The 21,166-nt window shown below is 37.1% G+C and carries 21 protein-coding genes; 9 read left to right on the forward strand and 12 right to left on the reverse strand.

What is annotated here, in order from left to right:
* Positions 1–111: 111 nt before the first annotated feature.
* From mnhG to ACIPKN_RS25915, 7 genes are read right to left on the reverse strand one after another with little or no spacing between them, the layout of a single operon-like run.
* Positions 112–480 carry a monovalent cation/H(+) antiporter subunit G gene (gene mnhG / locus ACIPKN_RS25885; RefSeq protein ID WP_132361712.1) on the reverse strand — a complete coding sequence of 123 codons (369 nt, stop codon included), beginning with the start codon at positions 478–480 and terminating at the stop codon, positions 112–114.
* Positions 464–745, reverse strand: coding sequence for a Na(+)/H(+) antiporter subunit F1 (locus ACIPKN_RS25890; protein WP_400941703.1), 282 nt, complete (start codon positions 743–745; stop codon positions 464–466). The genes mnhG and ACIPKN_RS25890 overlap by 17 nt, the downstream gene beginning before the upstream one ends.
* Entirely contained in the window at positions 742–1,221 is a 480-nt protein-coding gene (locus ACIPKN_RS25895; RefSeq protein ID WP_400941706.1) for a Na+/H+ antiporter subunit E, read from the reverse strand. The genes ACIPKN_RS25890 and ACIPKN_RS25895 overlap by 4 nt, the downstream gene beginning before the upstream one ends.
* A gap of 4 nt (positions 1,222–1,225) precedes the next feature.
* Positions 1,226–2,713: a Na+/H+ antiporter subunit D gene (locus ACIPKN_RS25900; protein WP_400941708.1), complete on the reverse strand. Its 1,488-nt coding sequence runs from the start codon at positions 2,711–2,713 to the stop codon at positions 1,226–1,228.
* Positions 2,706–3,047 (reverse strand): Na(+)/H(+) antiporter subunit C, encoded by a 342-nt coding sequence (locus ACIPKN_RS25905; RefSeq protein WP_387083678.1) that lies wholly within the window; start codon positions 3,045–3,047, stop codon positions 2,706–2,708. Before ACIPKN_RS25905 ends, ACIPKN_RS25900 begins: the two co-directional genes overlap by 8 nt.
* Positions 3,047–3,469, reverse strand: a complete 423-nt coding sequence (locus tag ACIPKN_RS25910) for a Na(+)/H(+) antiporter subunit B (protein ID WP_400941711.1) — start codon at positions 3,467–3,469, stop codon at positions 3,047–3,049. Before ACIPKN_RS25910 ends, ACIPKN_RS25905 begins: the two co-directional genes overlap by 1 nt.
* A complete protein-coding gene (locus ACIPKN_RS25915; RefSeq protein WP_400941713.1) occupies positions 3,456–5,870 on the reverse strand; it encodes a Na+/H+ antiporter subunit A in 2,415 nt (804 codons plus the stop codon). The genes ACIPKN_RS25910 and ACIPKN_RS25915 overlap by 14 nt, the downstream gene beginning before the upstream one ends.
* 154 nt (positions 5,871–6,024) lie before the next feature.
* On the opposite strand from ACIPKN_RS25915, the gene ACIPKN_RS25920 reads away from it, so the two are divergent.
* Positions 6,025–6,588: a DUF5366 family protein gene (locus ACIPKN_RS25920; protein ID WP_400941715.1), complete on the forward strand. Its 564-nt coding sequence runs from the start codon at positions 6,025–6,027 to the stop codon at positions 6,586–6,588.
* 213 nt (positions 6,589–6,801) lie between these two features.
* Here ACIPKN_RS25920 and ACIPKN_RS25925 read toward each other — a convergent pair whose 3' ends face one another.
* The 3 genes from ACIPKN_RS25925 to ACIPKN_RS25935 all read right to left on the reverse strand — a co-directional run bounded on the left by ACIPKN_RS25925 (position 6,802) and on the right by ACIPKN_RS25935 (position 9,740).
* On the reverse strand, positions 6,802–8,652 hold the full coding sequence (locus ACIPKN_RS25925) for a transglycosylase domain-containing protein (RefSeq protein ID WP_400941718.1): 1,851 nt from the start codon (positions 8,650–8,652) through the stop codon (positions 6,802–6,804).
* Positions 8,653–9,033: 381 nt separating this feature from the next.
* Positions 9,034–9,552 carry a hypothetical protein gene (locus ACIPKN_RS25930; RefSeq protein ID WP_400941720.1) on the reverse strand — a complete coding sequence of 173 codons (519 nt, stop codon included), beginning with the start codon at positions 9,550–9,552 and terminating at the stop codon, positions 9,034–9,036.
* Positions 9,553–9,566: 14 nt separating this feature from the next.
* Positions 9,567–9,740 carry a hypothetical protein gene (locus ACIPKN_RS25935; protein ID WP_400941723.1) on the reverse strand — a complete coding sequence of 58 codons (174 nt, stop codon included), beginning with the start codon at positions 9,738–9,740 and terminating at the stop codon, positions 9,567–9,569.
* Between the two features lie 444 nt (positions 9,741–10,184).
* Between ACIPKN_RS25935 and ACIPKN_RS25940 the strand changes: the two genes are divergently transcribed.
* Positions 10,185–10,772 carry a peptidylprolyl isomerase gene (locus ACIPKN_RS25940; protein ID WP_142510526.1) on the forward strand — a complete coding sequence of 196 codons (588 nt, stop codon included), beginning with the start codon at positions 10,185–10,187 and terminating at the stop codon, positions 10,770–10,772.
* 22 nt (positions 10,773–10,794) lie between these two features.
* Complete coding sequence (locus ACIPKN_RS25945; protein ID WP_400941726.1) at positions 10,795–11,007, forward strand: hypothetical protein; 213 nt, start codon at positions 10,795–10,797, stop codon at positions 11,005–11,007.
* 255 nt (positions 11,008–11,262) lie between these two features.
* On the opposite strand, the gene ACIPKN_RS25950 is transcribed toward ACIPKN_RS25945, so the two are convergent.
* Positions 11,263–12,435 carry a MalY/PatB family protein gene (locus ACIPKN_RS25950; RefSeq protein WP_400941729.1) on the reverse strand — a complete coding sequence of 391 codons (1,173 nt, stop codon included), beginning with the start codon at positions 12,433–12,435 and terminating at the stop codon, positions 11,263–11,265.
* A gap of 72 nt (positions 12,436–12,507) precedes the next feature.
* Between ACIPKN_RS25950 and ACIPKN_RS25955 the strand changes: the two genes are divergently transcribed.
* From ACIPKN_RS25955 to yugI, 4 genes are all read left to right on the forward strand, one after another.
* Positions 12,508–12,768: a DUF1871 family protein gene (locus tag ACIPKN_RS25955; RefSeq protein ID WP_132361698.1), complete on the forward strand. Its 261-nt coding sequence runs from the start codon at positions 12,508–12,510 to the stop codon at positions 12,766–12,768.
* 919 nt (positions 12,769–13,687) lie between these two features.
* A complete protein-coding gene (locus ACIPKN_RS25960) occupies positions 13,688–14,236 on the forward strand; it encodes an RNA polymerase sigma factor (protein WP_400941732.1) in 549 nt (182 codons plus the stop codon).
* Complete coding sequence (locus ACIPKN_RS25965; protein WP_400941735.1) at positions 14,229–15,872, forward strand: hypothetical protein; 1,644 nt, start codon at positions 14,229–14,231, stop codon at positions 15,870–15,872. Before ACIPKN_RS25960 ends, ACIPKN_RS25965 begins: the two co-directional genes overlap by 8 nt.
* Before the next feature lie 88 nt (positions 15,873–15,960).
* Positions 15,961–16,338, forward strand: coding sequence for a S1 domain-containing post-transcriptional regulator GSP13 (yugI, locus tag ACIPKN_RS25970; protein WP_142510521.1), 378 nt, complete (start codon positions 15,961–15,963; stop codon positions 16,336–16,338).
* A 292-nt stretch (positions 16,339–16,630) separates the two neighbouring features.
* Here yugI and ACIPKN_RS25975 read toward each other — a convergent pair whose 3' ends face one another.
* A complete protein-coding gene (locus ACIPKN_RS25975; protein WP_400941737.1) occupies positions 16,631–17,938 on the reverse strand; it encodes an AAA-type ATPase lid domain-containing protein in 1,308 nt (435 codons plus the stop codon).
* A gap of 145 nt (positions 17,939–18,083) precedes the next feature.
* On the opposite strand from ACIPKN_RS25975, the gene pruA reads away from it, so the two are divergent.
* Both pruA and ACIPKN_RS25985 read left to right on the forward strand, forming a co-directional pair.
* Positions 18,084–19,628 (forward strand): L-glutamate gamma-semialdehyde dehydrogenase, encoded by a 1,545-nt coding sequence (gene pruA, locus ACIPKN_RS25980; RefSeq protein WP_400941739.1) that lies wholly within the window; start codon positions 18,084–18,086, stop codon positions 19,626–19,628.
* Positions 19,629–19,891: 263 nt separating this feature from the next.
* A complete protein-coding gene (locus tag ACIPKN_RS25985; RefSeq protein WP_400941742.1) occupies positions 19,892–21,085 on the forward strand; it encodes an ornithine--oxo-acid transaminase in 1,194 nt (397 codons plus the stop codon).
* The last annotated feature ends 81 nt before the right edge of the window (positions 21,086–21,166 follow it).

Consider the following 21,166-nt stretch of genomic DNA (forward strand, 5'->3'; position numbering starts at 1 on the left):
CTATCTGGAGACAACATAAAAGATAGAGAAATCCGACTTTGAATGAATTCAAAGTCGGATTTCTCATGAATTGAAGCTAGTTATGTCCCAGCCTCAACTTTTTTGGAAAAGTTATTTAATGCCTTGTTCTTTTTTCATCCGATCAATTTCAGGTCCAAGCTCGTCGTGTATTGTGCCTTTCCAAGGCTTTACACCAGCGATGTATGAGGAGCGAGTCATAATATGCCCTCCAACAGGACCTGTGATAAACAGGAACAGTATACCGAGTAAAATGCGGGGATTAAAGTGATCTTCAATTAACCAAAAGTGAAAGAATACCCCAATGAGTACGCACATGACACCGAGCGTTGCACTTTTTGAAGCAGCGTGCGCACGTGTGTACAAATCAGGTAAACGGACAAGACCAATGGCTGTCACGACTATAAATAGCACCCCTACAGAAATGAAAAAGATAACTAAACTATTAGCGAGAATTGTCACGTTTAATGATATCTCCTTTCTCTATGAATTTAGAGAAAGCAACCGTACCGATAAACGATAAAATCGCTAACAATAATATAATCTCCAGGAAGAAGCTTGTTTCAACCAGTACTGAAAACAGTCCAATGAGCGAGATTACTGATACACCTAATGAATCCAATGCTACTACACGATCAGATGCAGAAGGTCCTTTAACCATTCGATAAATGACTGCAATCAATGATAAGCAAATCACTACAATCGAAGCAATAATAAATGTTGTCATGATTTACTCACCTCCAAAATCGCTTTCTCAAATGAATCTTGAATTGCTGTAATCGCTTCATCGACATCACTAATATCAATAGCGTGTACATACAAAGTTTTTGCATCATCTGATACGTGGACTACTACAGTACCAGGTGTTAACGTAATAAGACTTGATAATAAAGTAATTTCCCATTCTTGTGTTAAAACAGTCGGATAGGCAAAGAATGCAGGCTGCATATCCAACTTAGGCTTTAATACCACTCGAAGAACTTGTACATTCGCTAACACTAACTCCTTTAAAAAGAGTAACGTCAACTTAATGATTGCCCATATGCGGTAGACGTAAAGACGGGTAGTAAAAAATCTACGCATAATAATGAGCAATATAATACCGAGAATGAACCCAATGATAAAGCCTGTTGCTGTGTAATTAGAAGAAAGGAACATCCAAACGAAGGCAAGTACAACATTTAAAATAATTTGAAATGCCATATCTCTAATCCTCCTTCATTACAGCATCTATATAAATAGATGGATCACTTAATAGTTTTGCCGCATCGTCCATAAATGGAGTAATCCATTCAGAGCCTACACCATACGCTACAGTAATGAGCACTAAAAGAACGGTAGGCACAAATAGTGTATAGTAGACTTTTTTATCGACAGTACCCGTTGTTTCTTTTTCTTCACCCCAGAAGGCATAAAGGAAAATACGAATAACCGATAATAAAACGAGAAGTGATGAAGCTAAAATAAAAATACTACTCCATTTACTGCCTGCTTCAAATCCTCCCTGTACAATCAACAGCTTTCCAACGAAGCCACTAAGTGGGGGGATCCCTGCTAAACCAAATGCTGCAATTAAATAGCACCAACCAAGAGCAGGATATTTATTCATAAGACCGCCCATTTTTCGTAAATCAGATGTGCCAGTAATGTAGATGACTATCCCTATTAACATAAAGAGCGCTGCTTTAATAAGCATGTCATGGATTAAATAGAACATTGCACCTTTTAGGGAGATTTCATTCATTTGAGAAACACCAAATAAAATAACACCTACAGCTATGACAATATTATATATAATGATGAGCTTCACATCATGGTAGGCAAGTGCACCAATACAGCCCGCAATAATTGTTGCAACTGCTAATGCCATCAGTAAATCATGTGTATACGATAAATCATGAACAAAGAACAATGTATATGTTCGAGTAATCGCATAAATGCCCACCTTTGTTAGTAGTGCACCAAATAGCGTTAGCACTGGTATAGGTGCTGCTGCATAAGAAGTTGGTAGCCAGAAGTATAGCGGGAAAATAGCCGCTTTTAACCCAAATACCATTAAAAATAGTACAGCTATAACCGTAACGATACCTGGCTGATTAATTTCAGCAATTTTTACTGCAATATCTGCCATGTTTAATGTACCTACTACAGAGTAAAGGAAGGCAACTGTAATAACAAATAAAGCAGATGAAATAACATTAATTAAAATATATTTAATGGAACCTTTAAGCTGTCCTTTTTCGCCCCCAAGAACGATGAGCAAATAAGAGGCCATTAACAATACCTCGAAGAACACGAAAAGGTTAAAAATATCGCCTGTCGTAAATGCCCCGTTAACCCCAGTTAAAATAAACATAATGCCAGGATAATAGAAGAAGCGTTCACGTTCCTTTGTGATGGAACCAAAGCCATACCAAACAACAAAGAAGGTGATCAGCAGCGTTGTAGTGACAAGCAATGCAGATACCATATCAGAAACCATCGTAATGCCATACGGCACAGGCCAATTCCCGAACGTTACCATTTGAATACCATCATTTTTCACTTTTATAAGCAGTGAAATGGCTGATGTAAGTGCGAGCACTATACCAAGTAATGCGAATGAACGCTGATATTTTAAGTTTTTTTGCCCGAATATTAAAATCATACCGAAGAAAAATGGAATGATAATTGGCAGTAGAAGGAAGTTATTCATCCTCATCACTTCCTCTCATTAAGCTTATATCATCTGTCTCGAGCTCCTGATAAGAACGATATGCAAGTACTAAGAAGAAAGCTGTTACCCCAAAACTAATAACAATCGCTGTTAAAATAAGCGCCTGTGGTAATGGGTCTGCAAAAGTTTTTGCCCCTTCCTTTAAAACAGGTGGTGCTTCTCCACCTAGCCCGCCCATCGTTAAAATGAGAAGATGAGCGCCATGACTTAAAAGACCTGTCCCGATAATAATACGCAATAAGCTTTTGGATAAGATTAAATAAATCGCTGCCATAAATAGAAAGCCTATGACAAACGCCATCATTATTTCCATTATTCATCCTCCCCAATCGTTTGAATAATGGTCATCGTAACGCCGACAACAACCAAATAGACACCGCTATCAAAAAGCATAGCCGTGTGTAATGACTGTTTGCCTAGAAGCGGTAAATCGAAATAATCAAAGAAATGTGTAAAAAACGGTTTACCTATAAACATTGGGAAAGCGGCTGTTGCGAGTGCTAGAAGTAAGCCAATTGCAGTTAAATACGTATAATTTATAGGTAAAACCTTACGAACCGTATTTAAATCAAAGGCAAGGACTAAGAGCACGACCGCACTCGATGTTAAAAGTCCACCAACAAAGCCGCCTCCAGGTGTGTAATGACCAGCGAGAAAAATATGAATGGAGAAGAAGAAAATAATGAAGAATACAATTTTTGTTGTAAATTGTATAATTACATCATTTGTTTTCATGTGTTTTCTCCTTTCTATTCATGCGTAGCTTGATCATTGCTAAAATGGCCATTCCAGCAATAGCTAGCACTGTAATTTCAAATAATGTATCAAAGCCACGGTAGTCTACTAAGATAACGTTGACAATGTTTCCACCGCCTGCTTTTGAATAAACTGTTTCCTCATAATACTTCGAAATAGCCGGAATCAATTTTTGTGAATGTGCAGACAGTGCTAAAAGCGTAACCATAACACCGACAGCAACGGAAACAATCGCGCGATTTAATTGGAATCTCATGCGCTCTTCTCGTTTTCCGAGCTTCGGCAGATGATAAAACGCTAGTAAAAATAGCGCAACAGAAATTGTTTCAATGACAAGCTGTGTTAATGCTAAATCAGGAGCATTAAAAATAACGAAGAATAATGCTACTGTGTAGCCCACAGCACCAAGGCCTATAATAGCTGTTAAACGTGACTTTGCCAAAATTGTAATGGCTGTTCCAATGACTAATACTACAACTAAAATGATTTCGTAAGGACGAATAGGTGAAACGTCTTGGAAGGAGACTGTAAAAGCATTCTTCACAAATAAAGAACCGATTACAATCGCCGCAATGCTACTAAACATATACAACAGGTAGTGACGCATAGAGCCCGTCATATAAAGACGTGATACGCGATTTAACCCAACATCTAGTCCGAGCATAATCTTGTCGTATGCATTATTTAACGTTAAAGATTGCGGGAATCTTTGGTAAATAACCTGCCATTTCGGTAATGCTACAAACAATAGAACCCCAACAATTACTATGCCAAATGTCATGACTAATTCGGGAGTAATTTCACCATGCCAAGCAGCCACGTGAATATCAATATCCTTTGGTGAATCATATAAGAATGGCTGAATAGCTTGTACTGCTGGTTTTACAAAGGTATCTCCAACTAGGTTCGGAATAAAGAATATTGTTACGACTAATGCTGCTAAAATCATCGGCGAAATTAGCATACCAATCGGTGCCTCATGTGGTTTATGAGGTAATTTTTCTGGTTTATATTTACCAGTAAATGTTCTGAAAACAAAATAGAAGCTATAGACAAATGTAAATATACTAGCAATCCAAGCGACAATTGGGAAGAGTGCTCCCCATGTTTCGAAGCCTAAAAATTCGAAATTTTGCAGTGCAAGCATGGCAGTTAAAAACATTTCCTTACTTAAGAAGCCGTTAAATGGCGGTAGACCAGCCATTGATAAGCTTCCGATAGCCGCTACTGTAAAGCTAAGCGGCATAATACTCATTAATCCACCGAGCTTACGAATATCACGTGTACCTGTTTCATGATCGACAATGCCGGCAATCATGAATAGGCTTCCTTTAAACGTTGCATGGTTGATAAGATGGAAGATTGCCGCAAAGGCAGCAAATTTAATAGTATCTGTAGTCCCATTGCCATGAAACGCTAAAGCACTGGCGCCGAGCAATGACATGATAAGTCCAAGCTGACTCACTGTGGAGAAAGCAAGGATTCCTTTCAAATCTGTTTGCTTTATAGCAAAGAATGAACCCCAGAATAACGTTAAAATACCTACGCTTGTAACGAGCCATACCCAAAGCTCAGAAACAGCGAAAATTGGTGTAAAGCGTGCAACTAAATAAATACCTGCCTTTACCATTGTTGCAGAGTGAAGGTATGCACTTACTGGTGTTGGCGCTTCCATTGCATCTGGTAACCAAATGTAGAATGGGAATTGGGCAGACTTCGTAAATGCTCCTAGAAGTATTAAAACGAGCGACCAGGTGAACAGGGGATGCTGCACTAAACTAGGTGCCATTACAATAAGTTCACGGATTGAATACGTTCCTCCCATTATATAAAGAAGGATGAATCCTCCTAACATCATCAAGCCGCCACCGACTGTAATCATCATTGACTTAAGTGCACCAAAGCGAGAGGCATCACGAGAATACCAATAGCCGATCAGTAAAAATGATGAAATAGATGTTAGTTCCCAAAAGAAGTACAGCGTAATTAAATGATCTGACTGTACTACTCCTAGCATTGCGGTCATAAATAATAATAGGTAAACATAAAAATTATGTAATTTTTCTTTATGTTTGTCTAAGTAAAAAATAGAGTAAAGTACGACCAATGAGCCAATTCCAGTAATCAGCAATGAGAACAGCAAGCTAAGTCCATCTAAATAAGAAACGATGGAAATATCAAGCGATGGAATCCAAGGAAGCTCTTCAAGAATCACTTTACCATCTGCTACTTTTCCGATATAAGATGCGTAAATAATCGCGAGTGTAGCAGGAACTGCAAGAACAAACCAGCCTGTGTGAATATTTTTAATGCTTTTATATAAAAGTGGCACAAATATTGCAGCAAGCATTGGAATGAAAATATAAAGTACTTGTAACAAAAAAATCCTCCTTTATGCAGATAAGTATGTTAATTATATCGTACTTTTTGTAGGATTGCATATGCACTCATATGATTTAGCTTGCGGTAATGGAAGAACTTTGGATATATTATAAATAGGAAGTTATCAATAATAATAGAGGAAAAAATTATTTATGAAAAACCCTTATATTTATGGTTATCTACCATTAATTACAATTTTATTGTTTAGTTTGACATTTGGAATGTATGCAGTAAGTGAATCGTTGCAAGTTTTTCATGCAATCGGTGTGTATTCCGGTATGCGTGAGTTTTTATCCGATTTCGAGCTCCGTGTCTTCTTGCTAATTGTCTTTGCTGTAATCTTTTTTATGCTATTTTCAGCATTAAAATTAGTAGGGGAAACGATTCATGAGTTAGGAATGTTATTTTTCTCAAAGGATCATGATGGTACGACAGTGAATCAAGCTCGAGGTGGATACATCATTTTATTAGTTGGTGCAATCTGTTCAGCCTTTGCTATTCAATTTATTTACGTTTTAGTAGGTATTTTTATCTTAACCGTTTTTATCTACTTTATTTATCTTATCTATAAAATGAGTCATTTTATGTCGATGGGTGGAACAATTGGCTTATTAGTATTTGAACTTTTTATGTGGACTATACTATTATCGCTATTAGTTTATGTTGTATTAAAATTGTATAATGGTATTTTAGCAAGTTTACCGTTTGCTCACTAAATGCCTCGGTTTATTAAACTGCATAGTAATGTTAAACAATGAAAGGAGCAGCCTTAGAGTGAAGAATTTCACTCTGGGCTGCTCCTCTTAACTTCTTACAGCGGGTATCCAAACATCTGTACCTGTCGCTACGCTTTCGGTACAAAAGACATCCGCTGTAAGAAGTTAAACCTCGGCGGATGTCACGCAATTATGCCTTGGCATAATTGATTTTTATTCCAGTAGAACATTAAATAGCTTGTGATGAATCTTATAAGCTTCTAATCTCTCCATAGTTTGTGGCTTATCGTAGCCAAGCCATACTGCTGCAGTGTACTCATTATTTAATCCGGCAAGCCAGTAGTCGCGATAGTTGTTAGTTGTTCCTGTTTTGGCACCGACATAGTTACTTCTACTATAAACGCCTTGCGCGGTACCTTTGGTAACAACATCTGCAAGCATTGAACGCATATACTTAACTGTTTTCGGTGCCCAAATTTGATCGCGTGCTGAATCCCAGCTGTAAAGTTCCGTGCCATCAGATGCTGTTACTTTACGGATGCTATGGGCAAGTACGTATGAGCCGTCTATAAAACTTGTATAAGCATCTGCTAGTTCAAGTGCTGTAACACCATATGTTAATCCTCCCAAAGAGGCAGCATAAGTATGGTCTTTTGCCACGATAGAGCGGAAGTGAAAGCGATCTAAGTAACTAAAGGCTGTGTCAATTCCGACGGTGTTAAAGAGACGGAGGGCCGATGTATTGTAGCTATTTCGAAATGCTACTCGAATCGGTACATCACCGTATTTAAAGCCTCCATAGTTTTGTGGACAAAATGAACCGACACAATAACTGCCTCCACTGACGATAGAATCAGGTGTATGTGCTGTCGTTTCAAAGAAAGGAGCGTACACCGCTAACGGCTTAAAGGCAGAGCCTGGCTGACGTGTACCTTGAAAGGCCCGATGATAACCAAACTTTTCGTAGTTTTTCCCAGCATAAAGACTAACAACTTCTCGGGATGTATTATCAATAACTGCTCCAGCTGCTTGTAATTTACCTGAGCCTAGAATCGCCGTCATTTTATCCTCATCATGTGCTTGTTTGTCTGGATCAAGCGCGGTATAAATCGTTAATCCATTTTGGAATAATTCATTGAGTCGATTGTCTAGCTGCGCTTTGATTTTTTTCTTCTCTTCCTCACTTTGTGTATTTGCAAGTCGATCTGTATAACCTTCTTTTTCTGCAACTAACCATCTAAGCTCTTGTAGGACATACGTGCTGTACATAGGGGAGCTTTGCGCTTTATTCTTGACATTTAATGTGATAGTTTCAGCTTTATATGTAATGGCATCTTCTTTTGTTATAGCGTCACTCGCTACGAGTGTATCTAATAACCGCTCCTGCCTCGCTTTTGTTTTTTCGAAGTTTTTTAAAGGATTATAAAGCGAGGGGTTATTTGGAATAGCAGCAATAAATGCAATTTCAGCAATAGATAGTTCTTGGAGTGGTTTTTGAAAATAATATGTAGCTGCTCCACCGATTCCATAAACTTGATTGCTGAAATAGGCTTCATTTAAATACATCGTTAAAATCTCGTCTTTATCAAATTCTTTCTCAAGCTCATAAGAGTAAAAAATCTCTGTTAATTTTCGTTCATATGTTTTTTCGTCAGATAAATAACGCATTCGAACGAGCTGTTGTGTAATGGTACTAGCACCTTGAGAAGTTGAATTTGTACTTGAGTTAGCAACAACTGCACGGATGATAGCACTGAGGTCAAAACCAATATGCTCATAAAAATGAGCGTCCTCACTTGCAATAAAAATTTCCTGGGCAATTTTTGGGGTTTCCTGTAATGTTAGAGGTTGCCGCCATTCGACATATTCCTCGCTAAATGTTTTACCGTTTCGATCAATAAGTGTTACTGGAAGCTGTGGCTGTACTTCCGGTAAATGAATAGCGCTGGCGATTTGCTCCTCATGTGCTTGTGCCGCATTGATCTCTGTCCTAATATTTGTACTAATCCACCAAAGGACAGGTAAGGATAGTAAAATGATAAAAAAACCAAAAGCCTTTTTCATGTGTGCCTCCACTCTAAATATGAGTCATTCAACAGAATAACATAATTTGGATAGTTTCCAAATACGCGTTCCGACCTATTTGTATTTATAATAATGAAGTTGGAGACGACGTTTGTTAAAACTTATTAAGTGATTGGTGAAGCTATGATAATAAAGTAAAAGGATTCACACACAATTTTGTGTATGAATCCTTTTTTGCTCTTTGGAAGGCGGATGTCGATAACAATTAAAAGTTGAGCGATAATTCCTGCTAAAAAGTTGGATGACATTTTGTCAAAACGTATGTCTATGTGAATAAGTTGATTGGAGTGTAGTTAGCGTCATAGATGAGATCCAGGAGCGAACAGGCAGAGGAACGAAGGCTAATAGCATCAAGAAAGCTTACGCTCTGTTTTTTTGGCTGTTACTTATGATAAGAGGAATTATACATAACAATCCAAGGAGAATGAACAGGATTAAGGTGTTGATTGGATTATCTTTTACTCTTGAATCTTCTATGTGGTTTTTTTCAAATTCTTTTACTTCTTCTATTTTATTTACTTTATTGTTTGGAACAAATTCATTTTTATTGACATCATAGTAATAGAATCTGTGTTTGTTAAAAGTGAAAAAGTCATCTCTAACCGTCTCATATGAACTTGAAATCATCGCTAAGTTTACTTTTTCCGTATCAATTTTTGTTTTTACATATTTTTCACTTTCTGCTTTAAACAATTCTTTTTCTTTTGTTAATAGGTTGGCTGCTTCACTTTTTACTTTTTCTACATCTTGAAGCGTTGTTGCTTTTTTCAATCCCTTCTCAATAAAGGTTAATTGTTCCATTTTCATTTTTTCTTCAAATTCTTTTGTTTTTTGCTCTAATAATGATTTATCTTCTTTTACTGTTTCAATTACTACCATTTTTGTTTCCTGTGCTAATATTTGGGCGGAGTCGTTTTTGTAATAATTAACTTCTTTTCCATTTTTTTATTTACTGAATTCAAGTGCTCTTCTGTAACGATTTTTGTTGCCATACTGGTAGATGAAAAAACGATACTTAACATACATACCGACAGTCCGATTACACTTATTTTTTGTATAAATTTCATTCAATCCCTCCATTTTTTCTATTATTATTCATATAATCCTATTCCACTTTTAGATATTTTCCATTTTATGGTCAATCAAGGTAATATATGAACAATCATAAAAAATATAGTAAGGGGGTTAATATGAAAGAATATTTCTTAACCGAAGAACAGTACTGTAATAACACCTTCGTGACTACCATCGTGCCGCGGACGCTACGCTTTCGCGTAAAAAAACACTTATTGGCCCAAGCGGCTTAACGGCAGCCTCCAGAAAAGCGCCCAGTCGGAACGGAATTCAACACTGCGGTATGGTGATAAGCTAAAAAATTAAAAGTGCAAGAAATCGTCAATACTTTGGTGAAGAAAACCATTAAGAAGTATGTTAGACTAAAATGAGGTCAGAAATGATAGTACTATCATTTTCAATGAAACTGAAATTTTACATTTAAAGGAGAGACTTCAATGTTTCCACAATTAACAACAGAAGTACTAGAAGGCGAAGTACTTGTAGAAATGAAAACAACATTAGGTGCCATCAAAATTAAATTATTCCCAGAGCATGCACCAAAAACTGTTGAAAACTTCTTAGGCCATGCAAAATCAGGATACTATGACGGCATCATTTTCCACCGTGTAATCCAAGACTTTATGATTCAAGGTGGTGACCCAACTGGTACAGGTATGGGCGGCGAGTCAATTTGGGGTAACTCTTTCGAGGATGAGTTCTCTGAAAACGTATTTAATCTTCGCGGTGCCCTTTCAATGGCAAATGCGGGTCCAAACACAAATGGTTCACAATTCTTTATCGTACAAATGAAGCACCTTCCAAGTGATATGCTTCGTCAATTACAAGGTGCTGGCTTCCCAGAAGAAATTATTGAAGCATATGCTAAAAATGGCGGTACTCCTTGGTTAGACCATAAGCATACAGTATTTGGTCATGTTGTTGAAGGAATGGACATTGTAGACAAAATGGCAGATGTAGAAAAAGACTTCCGTGATAAACCAGTAGAAGATGTGAAAATCGAGTCAATTACAGTTTTTGAATAATAATTGTAAGGACGTGTAAAACATGAAACATTTAATGTATCAATTTTTATATTTCCCAGAAGATAAATCAGGATACATTCCTGCAGCTTTTGAATTTTTAATCATGCTTATTTTATGTATTGTTGTCTTTACCATTTTCCGTAAGATTTCTAAGAAACAAGAAATGAAATCAAAGGAAATCGAAGCACGTATTCTTTCAGAGAAAAATAATACAAACAATCAGCAAAATATTTAACTTCATTCAGCGGGTGTCTAAACACCCAACTGAGTTAAAGCGTCCGGCCGATTCCGGATGCAATTATGCCGAATCATAATTGATTGTACCAGATGCCTCGCAGCCTTTAAGGACTGCGGGGCATTTTTCTTATTACTCTTATGCCAAAACACTTCATGAATTGTATGTTTTCGTATCATTCTCCATATGAGCTATATTTTCTCAACAAAAAAGGATATCTCAGAAAAACTTGAGATATCCTTCACTATTTACTTTCTATTGTTGAAGTACTTGCTTAAAGCGCTGAACACCGTCTTTTACTGTGTCAAATGAGCAAGCGACGTTCATACGCAGGAAGCCGCTACCCTCTTCGCCATATTTTGTCCCAGGCTCTAATGCTAACTTACCATTTTCCAGCAAGCGTTTCATGATTTCTTTTTCATCAAGTCCTAATTCTCGATAATCAATCCAAAGTAAATAAGTGCTCTGAGGTTTTCTAATATGGATACCAGGTAATTGTTCTAATTCAGCAATCACATAGTCCATATTATTTGAAATATAAGAAAGCATGTCATTTAACCATGGGGAACCCTCTGCATAAGCAGTTTGAAGTGCAACAGAAGCAAAAGTATTTAATGAGCCTTGCCCACTAGCCATATGAACTGCTTCTAGTAGCATACGCTTTTTCTTATCCGTTACAACCATATAAGCGACTTGTATCCCAGCTAGATTAAATGTTTTTGTCGGTGCCATACACGTAATAATACGATCCATTTCATCACCAGCGATTTTTGCTAATGGTGTATGTTTTGAGCCATCCAACATTAAATCAGAATGAATTTCATCGGAAATAATAACAACATCATATTTTGCACATAGTCGTACGATTTCCTTTAATGTAGTTTCATCCCATACATAGCCTCCAGGATTATGAGGATTACACAATATGTAGGCTTTCACATTTTGAGCAAGTGCTTGTTCAAAGGCTTCAAAGTCATAGACAAATGTGCCATCTTCTTCAACTAAAGGACAACTAACGATCTCTCGGCCATTACTTTTCGGGGTATTATAAAATGGTGGATAGACAGGTGAGGAAATAAGAACTTTATCTCCTGGATTTGTTAGTGCCTTGATACTATCTGCTAAAGCAGCAACAACACCGTTACAGAAAACAATTGATCCTTTGTCAATGTGCCAATCATGATGTGTATGCTGCCAGTCTACGATCGCTTGCACTGCTTTATCACTAACAAAGCTATAGCCGAAAACAGTCTTTACAGCATGTTCTTGTAGCGCTTTTGATACGGCTACTGGAGCAGCAAAATCCATATCCGCTACCCACATTGGTAGTATATCTGAAGCATCTTGTAGCCCATATACATTTTCCATTGCGTCCCATTTTACAGAGTTTGTACAACGACGTTTAATAGTTTGATCGAAAATAGACAAGTAAATCACTCTTTTCTTTTTTATTTACTATGGTATCATACGAGTATGATAAAAGGATAATAGGTGAGTATTTTGGAAAATATAAAAATGAATCAAGCGGCCGTACGACTGCTAGAGGAGTGGGATCCATTCCACTTAGGTCCAGATCATTATGATACTGAAACTGCAGATGTTGTAGCAGCATTGCAAGGTATTGATGATCCATCAACTCTTGCAAAGGTTATTCAAGAAACATATGAGCATTCGTTTGAAGAATGGATTCCATTTGAAGATTGTGTAGCCATTTCGTACAAGCTTATTGCGATAAAATTTGAAGCAAAATGCATTATTTAACTTTTTTTAGGGGGGTTCCAAACATCCGCTGAAATAGAGGAACTCAGTTAAGAACGCCACGTCCTGTGGCACGACTGAGTGACCAACATCATGCCGCTGCCGCTAAGTTAGCACTACGCTTTCGCGCAAAGAACATTTGTTGGCCTAAGCACAAAGTTGAATCCGGACGCAATGATGCTTTTGCTTTTCTATAAAACGAGGTTGTCTCTTTCAATTTAGAGACAACCTCGTTTTTTAACGGTCTTTTATTTAAACAAAGGTAAGATCCCTTGGATGAAAATAATTAATATCGCTATTGGAGATACATACCGAATTAAAATATACCAAATATTGAACATCAGACTAGATGAGGCAGGCTCCTTACGAGAAATATCTTTTGTATAATAATAGCCTGCAAAGATGAAATCAGTAAGGCTCCAATTGGCATACCAATACTATTCGTGAAAAAGTCTACAAAGTCGAAAATAGAACGATCTAAAATTTTTACATCAGATAGGAACATAGAATAAATAATAAAATAAAAACACTTCCGCCGTTAGTACCCGCCATCTAAGGAAACTTCCAAATAGCTCTAACCCCTATAGAACTTCCAGCGGCAGCTAAAATAAACCCAATTTTAGATGTAAATTGATCTCTCGAAGATACGGAATTAAATCCTTCTTATATTAAAACTTTATTTAACCGCAATACTCTTCTAACACAAGCAAATTTCGAGAAAATGATTAATAGAAATTCTTGTCTTCATTTTGTTTGTGAAACGGGGGTATTTTAGTGGTTCAGTATATGGTTTTAGTAACGAAGTTCGGGGTCTTAGTGGCTTTGTTTTGATTTAGCGAGATATTTGTATTTTTTATTAATAAGTAAAAATATGTAACAATTAAGAGAAATGATTCGTTACATGTGCGAAGGGGGGATGACCGTGACTGAAACTGAATTAATAGAACGGGCTCAGCGAGGAGACAAAGACGCCTATATAGAGCTAATCCAAATACATCAACGTACAGTTGAAAAATTTGCTTTTCAATGTGGCGTTCATAGTAATGATTTAGCGGATGTTTCACAGGAGGTGTTTGTAAAGCTGTATCGTTTTTTACATCAATTTAAGCAGGATCGTTTTACGACATGGCTCTATAAAATTACATTAAATGCAACCCGTGATTATTATCGCAAAGAACAGCAAGAGCAGGCAAAGGAAGAGAGGCTAGGTGCTCAGCAGCAAACGCCCTCATCTTCAGCCGAAAAGTATGTCCTTAATTTTGAGGAGGATAGGCAATTACATAATGCTATTAAAGAACTCGATGAAAAGTATCGTTATCCTCTCATATTATTTTACTTCCATGAATTTAAGTATGAGGAGATAGCGGAAGTACTAAATATTTCGTTAGCAACTGTCAAAGTTCGTATATTGCGTGCAAAGGAAAAGCTTAAAGCGGTGTTAATGGAGGAGGGGAGTGTTGAAAATGGATGATAAACAATTTGAAAAACGAATGGAGCTTCTAAAAAAATCCTATAATCGCTTGGAACCACAGTTAGATCCAGAAGCCATTTTCGCACAAATCGAGGCAGAAAATGCAACACAACAAGCACTAGAAACAGTAACAACACAAAAGCCCCCTTCAAGATGGCGAAAGCCAGCAGTCTGGATAGCAAGCATTGCAAGTGTACTGTTAGTGAGTGTGCTCGTTTCATCTTATATGATTAATCAACCAGAAATCGTAAATAGTAAAAAGGATGTTTCTCAGGAAGAAAAAAAGGAAGTTGGAATTAAAGAATGGGTTGAAAATATAACTAAAAAATACAATAGTAAAAAAGAGCAAATAAGAATAGAGTTAAAAGTTACTATTGACGAATTGAATGCATTTGAATTTATTAAAGAAGCTGACTACGTGCTAGACTTCTATACAAGAAGGAATTCTCATGTACAAGAAGAGGATGTACAGTTTTTAAAAATTAATGAGGAAACTATACTTAATAAATTAATAACACCAAGAAGAGCCTTGGAAACGATTGATGAATCTAATTTAACGTTCGATGAATCTTTTGAAGTATATCGCTTATATGAAGAAACTGTATTGGAATTAGAGAACTTTTACAGTGATCTTCTTAAACCATATGGACCTCTCCTAAAGAAGTCGAAAGATACCAATAAATATCCGTCAGATTTATGGGCGATTATTAAGGCCGCAAATAATCAATTCATGGAATTAAAAGAAAATGAGGAGGGGACGTTTTATTTTAAAGCCACACCGATTTACGGTGAATTTTCGCCACCCAATATCAATAAATTGCATCCTGATATTTTTGGTTACTTTGAGTATTTAGAAAAGGGACAGTTTTTATTAGCAGATGATTTAAAGTATACACGAGAAGAAACCGCTAAATCATTAAAATTAATGGAGCGTACATTACTAGCAGATGTAAACGCAGGTTCACCTAGTTATAAGGTTGTAAGACAAAGTTTTGAAAATACATGGATGGTGTTGTTGAAAGGAACTGCAAGCTATCCTGCTCTTACAAAAGGTGGGGAACCTCGTGAAGATTATATGGATTTCTTGCAAAAAGTAGCTAATGGAACGTACGGGGAAGTAATGAAGAAAACTGCTTCAACAATTTTGAATGAACTACAACAGAACAATCGCTCAAATACTTTAAGCCAGTTATCAACTTATGATATTTGGACAATCATATTGCAAACTCGAGAAGAAACAGCAGGATTTATTAATGATAGTGATTTTACGATTGTAAGTATTGATGAATCACAAATAAAGAGTATATATGAGCAATATAAAAAAAGCGATACTGAAACATTTATCGATCAATTACGCCCATTAAATATGGTTTCCCTTTATATATATGCAATAACTATTGGAGATAAATCTTTACAAAAAGCTATATTAATGCCAGAAACGAACATTAATACAAGTTTGTTAGACAATGTTAAAAGTTTAGATATCTTTAGCCAATTAGGTGAATATGATGGTATCTATCCAACGGTTGCTGTTCGTGTTTCTGAAGAGTATCAGGATATGTATGGTAGACAATTTCTTATTAAATTATCGATAAACAAAGAAGGTAATTATCGCATAACAGGAATCGTGGATTGATGGTATGAATTTTTGCCCGACTAATACACCTATGTTATAATTTGTGGTGATATATACGTAGCAAACAAAAAGAAAGTGGGCAAAGGTTATGGGACAAAAATATGAATTAGGGGACGTGTTGACCGGTAAAGTTACAGGTATACAGCCGTATGGTGCATTTGTTGCGCTTGATGAAGATACACAAGGCCTTGTACATATTTCCGAAATTACGTACGGCTTTGTAAAGGACGTTAGTGAATTTTTGTCAGTTGGGCAAGAGGTTGAAGTAAAGATACTTGAAATCGATGAAGATGCCGAAAAAATTAGTTTATCGATTCGTGCTTTGCAGGAGCGCCCAACTACATTGCGTAAAAAAGATGTACTACCACGTAAATCATTGCAGGACCGTGTAGATGAATCGGATGCGAATGGTTTTAATTCCCTAAAAGAAAAATTACAGGGCTGGATCGAACAGTCAGGTCAATAAAGTGAAGCTTTAACTTCTTTCAGCAAACTATCCGCTGAAAGTGGTTAAAGTCTCCGGACCCCAATTATGCCGAGGCATAGTTGATTTAGTGGGGGGTTCTTTATCCCCCACTGATTATAGTCTTCACCAATCGCGCATTTACTGGCAGTTATGTTTACTTTTGCTGTATTTTGAGGTGGGAGTCTGACGCTTTCGATACAGACAAATAATTGCTGCCTGTTAATGTACGAGATAAAAAACGAGGATGCTTTCAAATATGAAGGTATCCTCGTTTTTTAGTATTCAAATATAACTATTGATTTTTTATTTTTCGAATTCGATATTGTAGGTTTTGACGACTCATGCCAAGTGCACTAGCAGCCTTTGTAATGTTGCCTTCATATAAATTTAAGACGTTTTGCACATAATATGATTCTGCTTCACGCAAATAAGCATCGAGTGGCATAACATCATTCTGTTGTTGGAACATAAAGAATTCCGGCTCGTGATTAGATGTGTCCTGCTGTTGTACCTTGAAACGGAAATGCATTGGTAATAAATCTGAGGTAACTGTTGATTCAGTGGTCATAAACGACACAATTTCATCTAGTAATAGCTCAAGCTCCTTTAAATTTCCTGGCCAATCATATTGCAAAAATAGATCCTGGACATCAGGTGCTAGATCCCGGACATTTGAAGCGAAGCGTTCCCGATGGCGGTTAAAGTAATCATCTACGAATGGAAGAATATCTTCTTTTCGATCTGTTAGATTTGGGATGGTAATAGCCATTGTAGCAAAGAAATAATACAGTGATTTTGAAAGTTTTTTCTCCTCAATCAATGTAATAGGGTCGCTTCCGACACTTCCGATTAGCATGTATTTAGACTGTGGAAGAGATTGTAATATCTCTAACAGTTCCTCTTGAATGTCTAGACTTAAAAAGTCAACGCGTTCGAAGAAAAAAGTATATGCCTTCTCATCTTGTAAGAGCTCCTGCAATTTATCTAAAACAGATGGAACAGAGCGACGACTCACTAATGTTACAAATGCTTCAGGGTCAGGCGATGCTGCATGGTGGATCCCCTCTGCGACTAAATCTTTTCCTGTACCCGATTCTCCTATTAATAATACCGGTAACTTCACAGCTGCTGCTTTTTTTGCGTTTGCAATAATTTGTCGCATCGATTCGGATACAGCTGTAATCATATCGAATGTTAAAGGTTCATCATATCGACGAAGAGGCTGATAAACTAGCTTTTCGAGTGATGTAATGTCACGAGCAAATTCAATCGCTCCAATTAGTTTATTTTCAACATAAAGTGGAAAAGTATCATTAATAGTTGTAATTTCATGACCATTTTTATTCCAGTAAGTTTGTTTCACATTAATTTCCTTTTTACCTGTTTGTAATACACGCATTAAAGTACTTTCATGCTGGCGGAAGGAAAACATTTCAATAACAGAACGATCTGCTAATTCATCAAAATGGAAACCTTCAATTTCTTTCATCTTTGTATTATAAATAATTGTTTTGCCAGAAAGGTCTACAGCATGAATACCAACTGAAACATTTGTTGCAATAAACTTATAAAAAGGAAGTAAGGGTTCAGAATTTTTCATAAAATGTGCACCTCAAAAATTTTTTACTTGAAATATGCAACAAAATTTTGCATTATAATAAGTGTAAGAATATTCTAAACGCAAAGATATTTTGCGTCAATGTTTTTTGCGCACTTAAAACACATCTCACGAGGGAGGATAAAGTATGATTTCATACAAACACGAACCATTCACAGATTTTACTCAAGAGGCAAATTACAACGCATATTTAGAGGCATTAAATAAAGTAGAGAGATATTTAGGTCAAGACTATCCACTAATTATCGGTGGAGAACGTATTACTACAGAAGATAAAATCGTTTCATATAATCCAGCAAAGAAAACAGAAGTAATTGGTCGCGTATCAAAAGCAAACAAAGAACTAGCTGAAAAAGCAATGCAAGCGGCAGATGAAACTTTCAAAACTTGGAAAAAAGTAGATCCAGCTGTTCGTGCAGACGTATTATTCAAAGCAGCGGCAATTATTCGCCGTCGTAAACATGAATTCTCTGCACTTTTAACAAAAGAAGCAGGTAAACCATGGGCTGAGGCTGACGCAGATACTGCAGAAGCAATTGACTTCTTAGAATACTATGGTCGTCAAATGCTCCGTGTTAAAGAAGGTCAACCTGTAGAAAGTCGTCCAGGTGAATACAACCGTTATGACTATATTCCGTTAGGTATTGGTATTGTTATTTCACCATGGAACTTCCCATTCGCAATTATGGCGGGGACAACGGTGGCAGCTTTAGTAACAGGTAACACTGTATTATTAAAACCAGCTTCGACAACACCTGTAGTTGCTTATAAATTTATCGAAGTGTTAGAGCAAGCGGGTCTTCCAGCAGGTGCTGTGAACTTTGTACCAGGTTCTGGTGCAGAAGTAGGTGACTACTTAGTTGATCATCCAAAAACACGCTTCATTAGCTTCACAGGATCTCGTGATGTAGGCTTACGTATTAACCAACGTGCGTCTGTATTAAATGACGGTCAAATTTGGATTAAACGTGTTATCGCTGAAATGGGTGGTAAAGATACAATCGTTGTTGATAAAGAAGCGGATCTAGAGCTTGCAGCACAATCTATTGTAAAATCAGCATTTGGCTTCTCGGGTCAAAAATGTTCAGCATGTTCTCGTGCTGTTATCGTTGAAGATGTCTATGACCAAGTTGTTGACCGTGTAGTGGAATTAACAAACACGTTAACAGTTGGTGACCCATCAGACTTCAACAACTTCATGGCAACAGTTATTGACCAAGCAGCATTCAATAAAGTGACAGAGTACATTGAAATTGGTAAAGGAGAAGGTCGCCTAGTTGCAGGTGGTACAGCTGATGATTCAGTTGGTTACTTCATTCAACCAACAGTATTTGCAGATGTAGATCCTTCTGCACGAGTTATGAGAGAAGAAATCTTTGGACCAGTTGTAGCTATTACAAAAGCTAAAGATTTCGATCAAGCAATTGATATTGCAAATGATACTGAGTACGGCTTAACTGGTGCGGTTATTACAAATAATCGTATGAACTTAGAAAAAGCACGTGAAGATTTCCATGTAGGTAACTTATACTTCAACCGTGGCTGTACTGGTGCAATCGTTGGTTACCAACCATTCGGCGGCTTCAATATGTCAGGTACTGACTCAAAAGCAGGTGGCCCTGACTATCTACAACTTCATATGCAAGCAAAAACAACTTCTGAAATGTTATAACTTCTTTCGGCTGACTGAAGAAGTTGTCTCCGAACGCAATTATGCTGGGGCATAAATTATAAGAGAATCTGCGAGACTCCTCCTGGTAAAGTGAGTCCGGCAAGAACCGCAGGCGCTAATGTCGAGGCGGCTTACCTAGGAGTAGTGTGCAGATTCTTGCCTTTTATATTCAGAAAATGCTGAAATTGTTTCTATTGAATTTATTTATAGAAAAACAGAGTCTTCCAGAGTTTTTCATCATGAACGTAAGGAGAGAATACTTTATGACAAAAACAAATCAAGTGATTGAACAAACGCAAAATTTTGGTGCTGCAAACTATCACCCGCTACCAATCGTTATTTCAGAGGCTGAGGGTGCTTGGGTAAAAGATCCAGAAGGTAACAAATACTTAGATATGCTATCAGCTTACTCTGCTGTGAATCAGGGGCATCGTCATCCAAAAATTATCGCCGCGTTAAAAGAACAAGCTGATAAAGTAACACTAACTTCTCGTGCATTTTATAGCGAAAACCTTGGTGAATGGTATGAGCTTGTTGGAAAATTAACGAATAAACAAATGGTATTACCGATGAATACAGGTGCTGAAGCGGTTGAGACAGCATTTAAAGCCGCTCGTCGTTGGGCTTATGATGTAAAAGGTGTAGAAGATGGCAAAGCTGAAATCATTGCATGTAATGGTAACTTCCATGGTCGTACAATGCTTGCTGTATCTTTATCATCTGATGAAGAATATCGTCGTGGCTTCGGTCCAATGTTACCGAATGTTAAGTTAGTAGATTACGGTAACCTAGATGCATTAAAAGCTGCAATTACTCCAAACACAGCAGCGTTTTTAATTGAACCTATTCAAGGTGAAGCTGGTATCGTTATTCCATCAGAAGGCTTCTTAAAAGCTGCGCGCGAGCTATGCCGTGAAAACAATGTTTTATTTATTGCAGATGAAATCCAAGCTGGTTTAGCACGTACGGGTAAAATGTTTGCATGTGATTGGGAAGAAGTAGAGCCTGATATGTACATTTTAGGGAAAGCTTTAGGCGGCGGTGTATTCCCGATTTCGTGTGTAGCTGCAAATCGTGAAATCTTAGGTGTATTTAACCCAGGATCGCACGGTTCAACTTTCGGTGGTAATCCTTTAGCATGTGCTGTATCTATTGCATCAATTAAAGTATTACTAGATGAAAAATTAGCAGAGCGTTCACACGAACTTGGTGAATACTTTAAAGGTAAATTAAAAGAAATTAAGAACCCAGTCATTAAAGAAGTTCGTGGTCGTGGTTTATTTATCGGAATGGAATTAACAGAGGCTGCACGTCCATACTGTGAAAAGCTTAAAGAATTAGGCCTATTATGTAAAGAAACACATGATACAGTCATTCGATTCGCGCCACCACTCGTTATTTCACAAGAGGATTTAGACTGGTCAATCGAACAAATTGAAAAAGTATTTAATCTTTAACAAAATGTTCACATTTTAATTCGGAAGTATGTTACAATGATGCCGATATACTATCATTATAAAAAACAAAGAGGCGATTTA

Source organism: Lysinibacillus sp. NPDC086135 (assembly GCF_044746345.1).
In the GTDB taxonomy this organism is placed as follows: domain Bacteria; phylum Bacillota; class Bacilli; order Bacillales_A; family Planococcaceae; genus Lysinibacillus.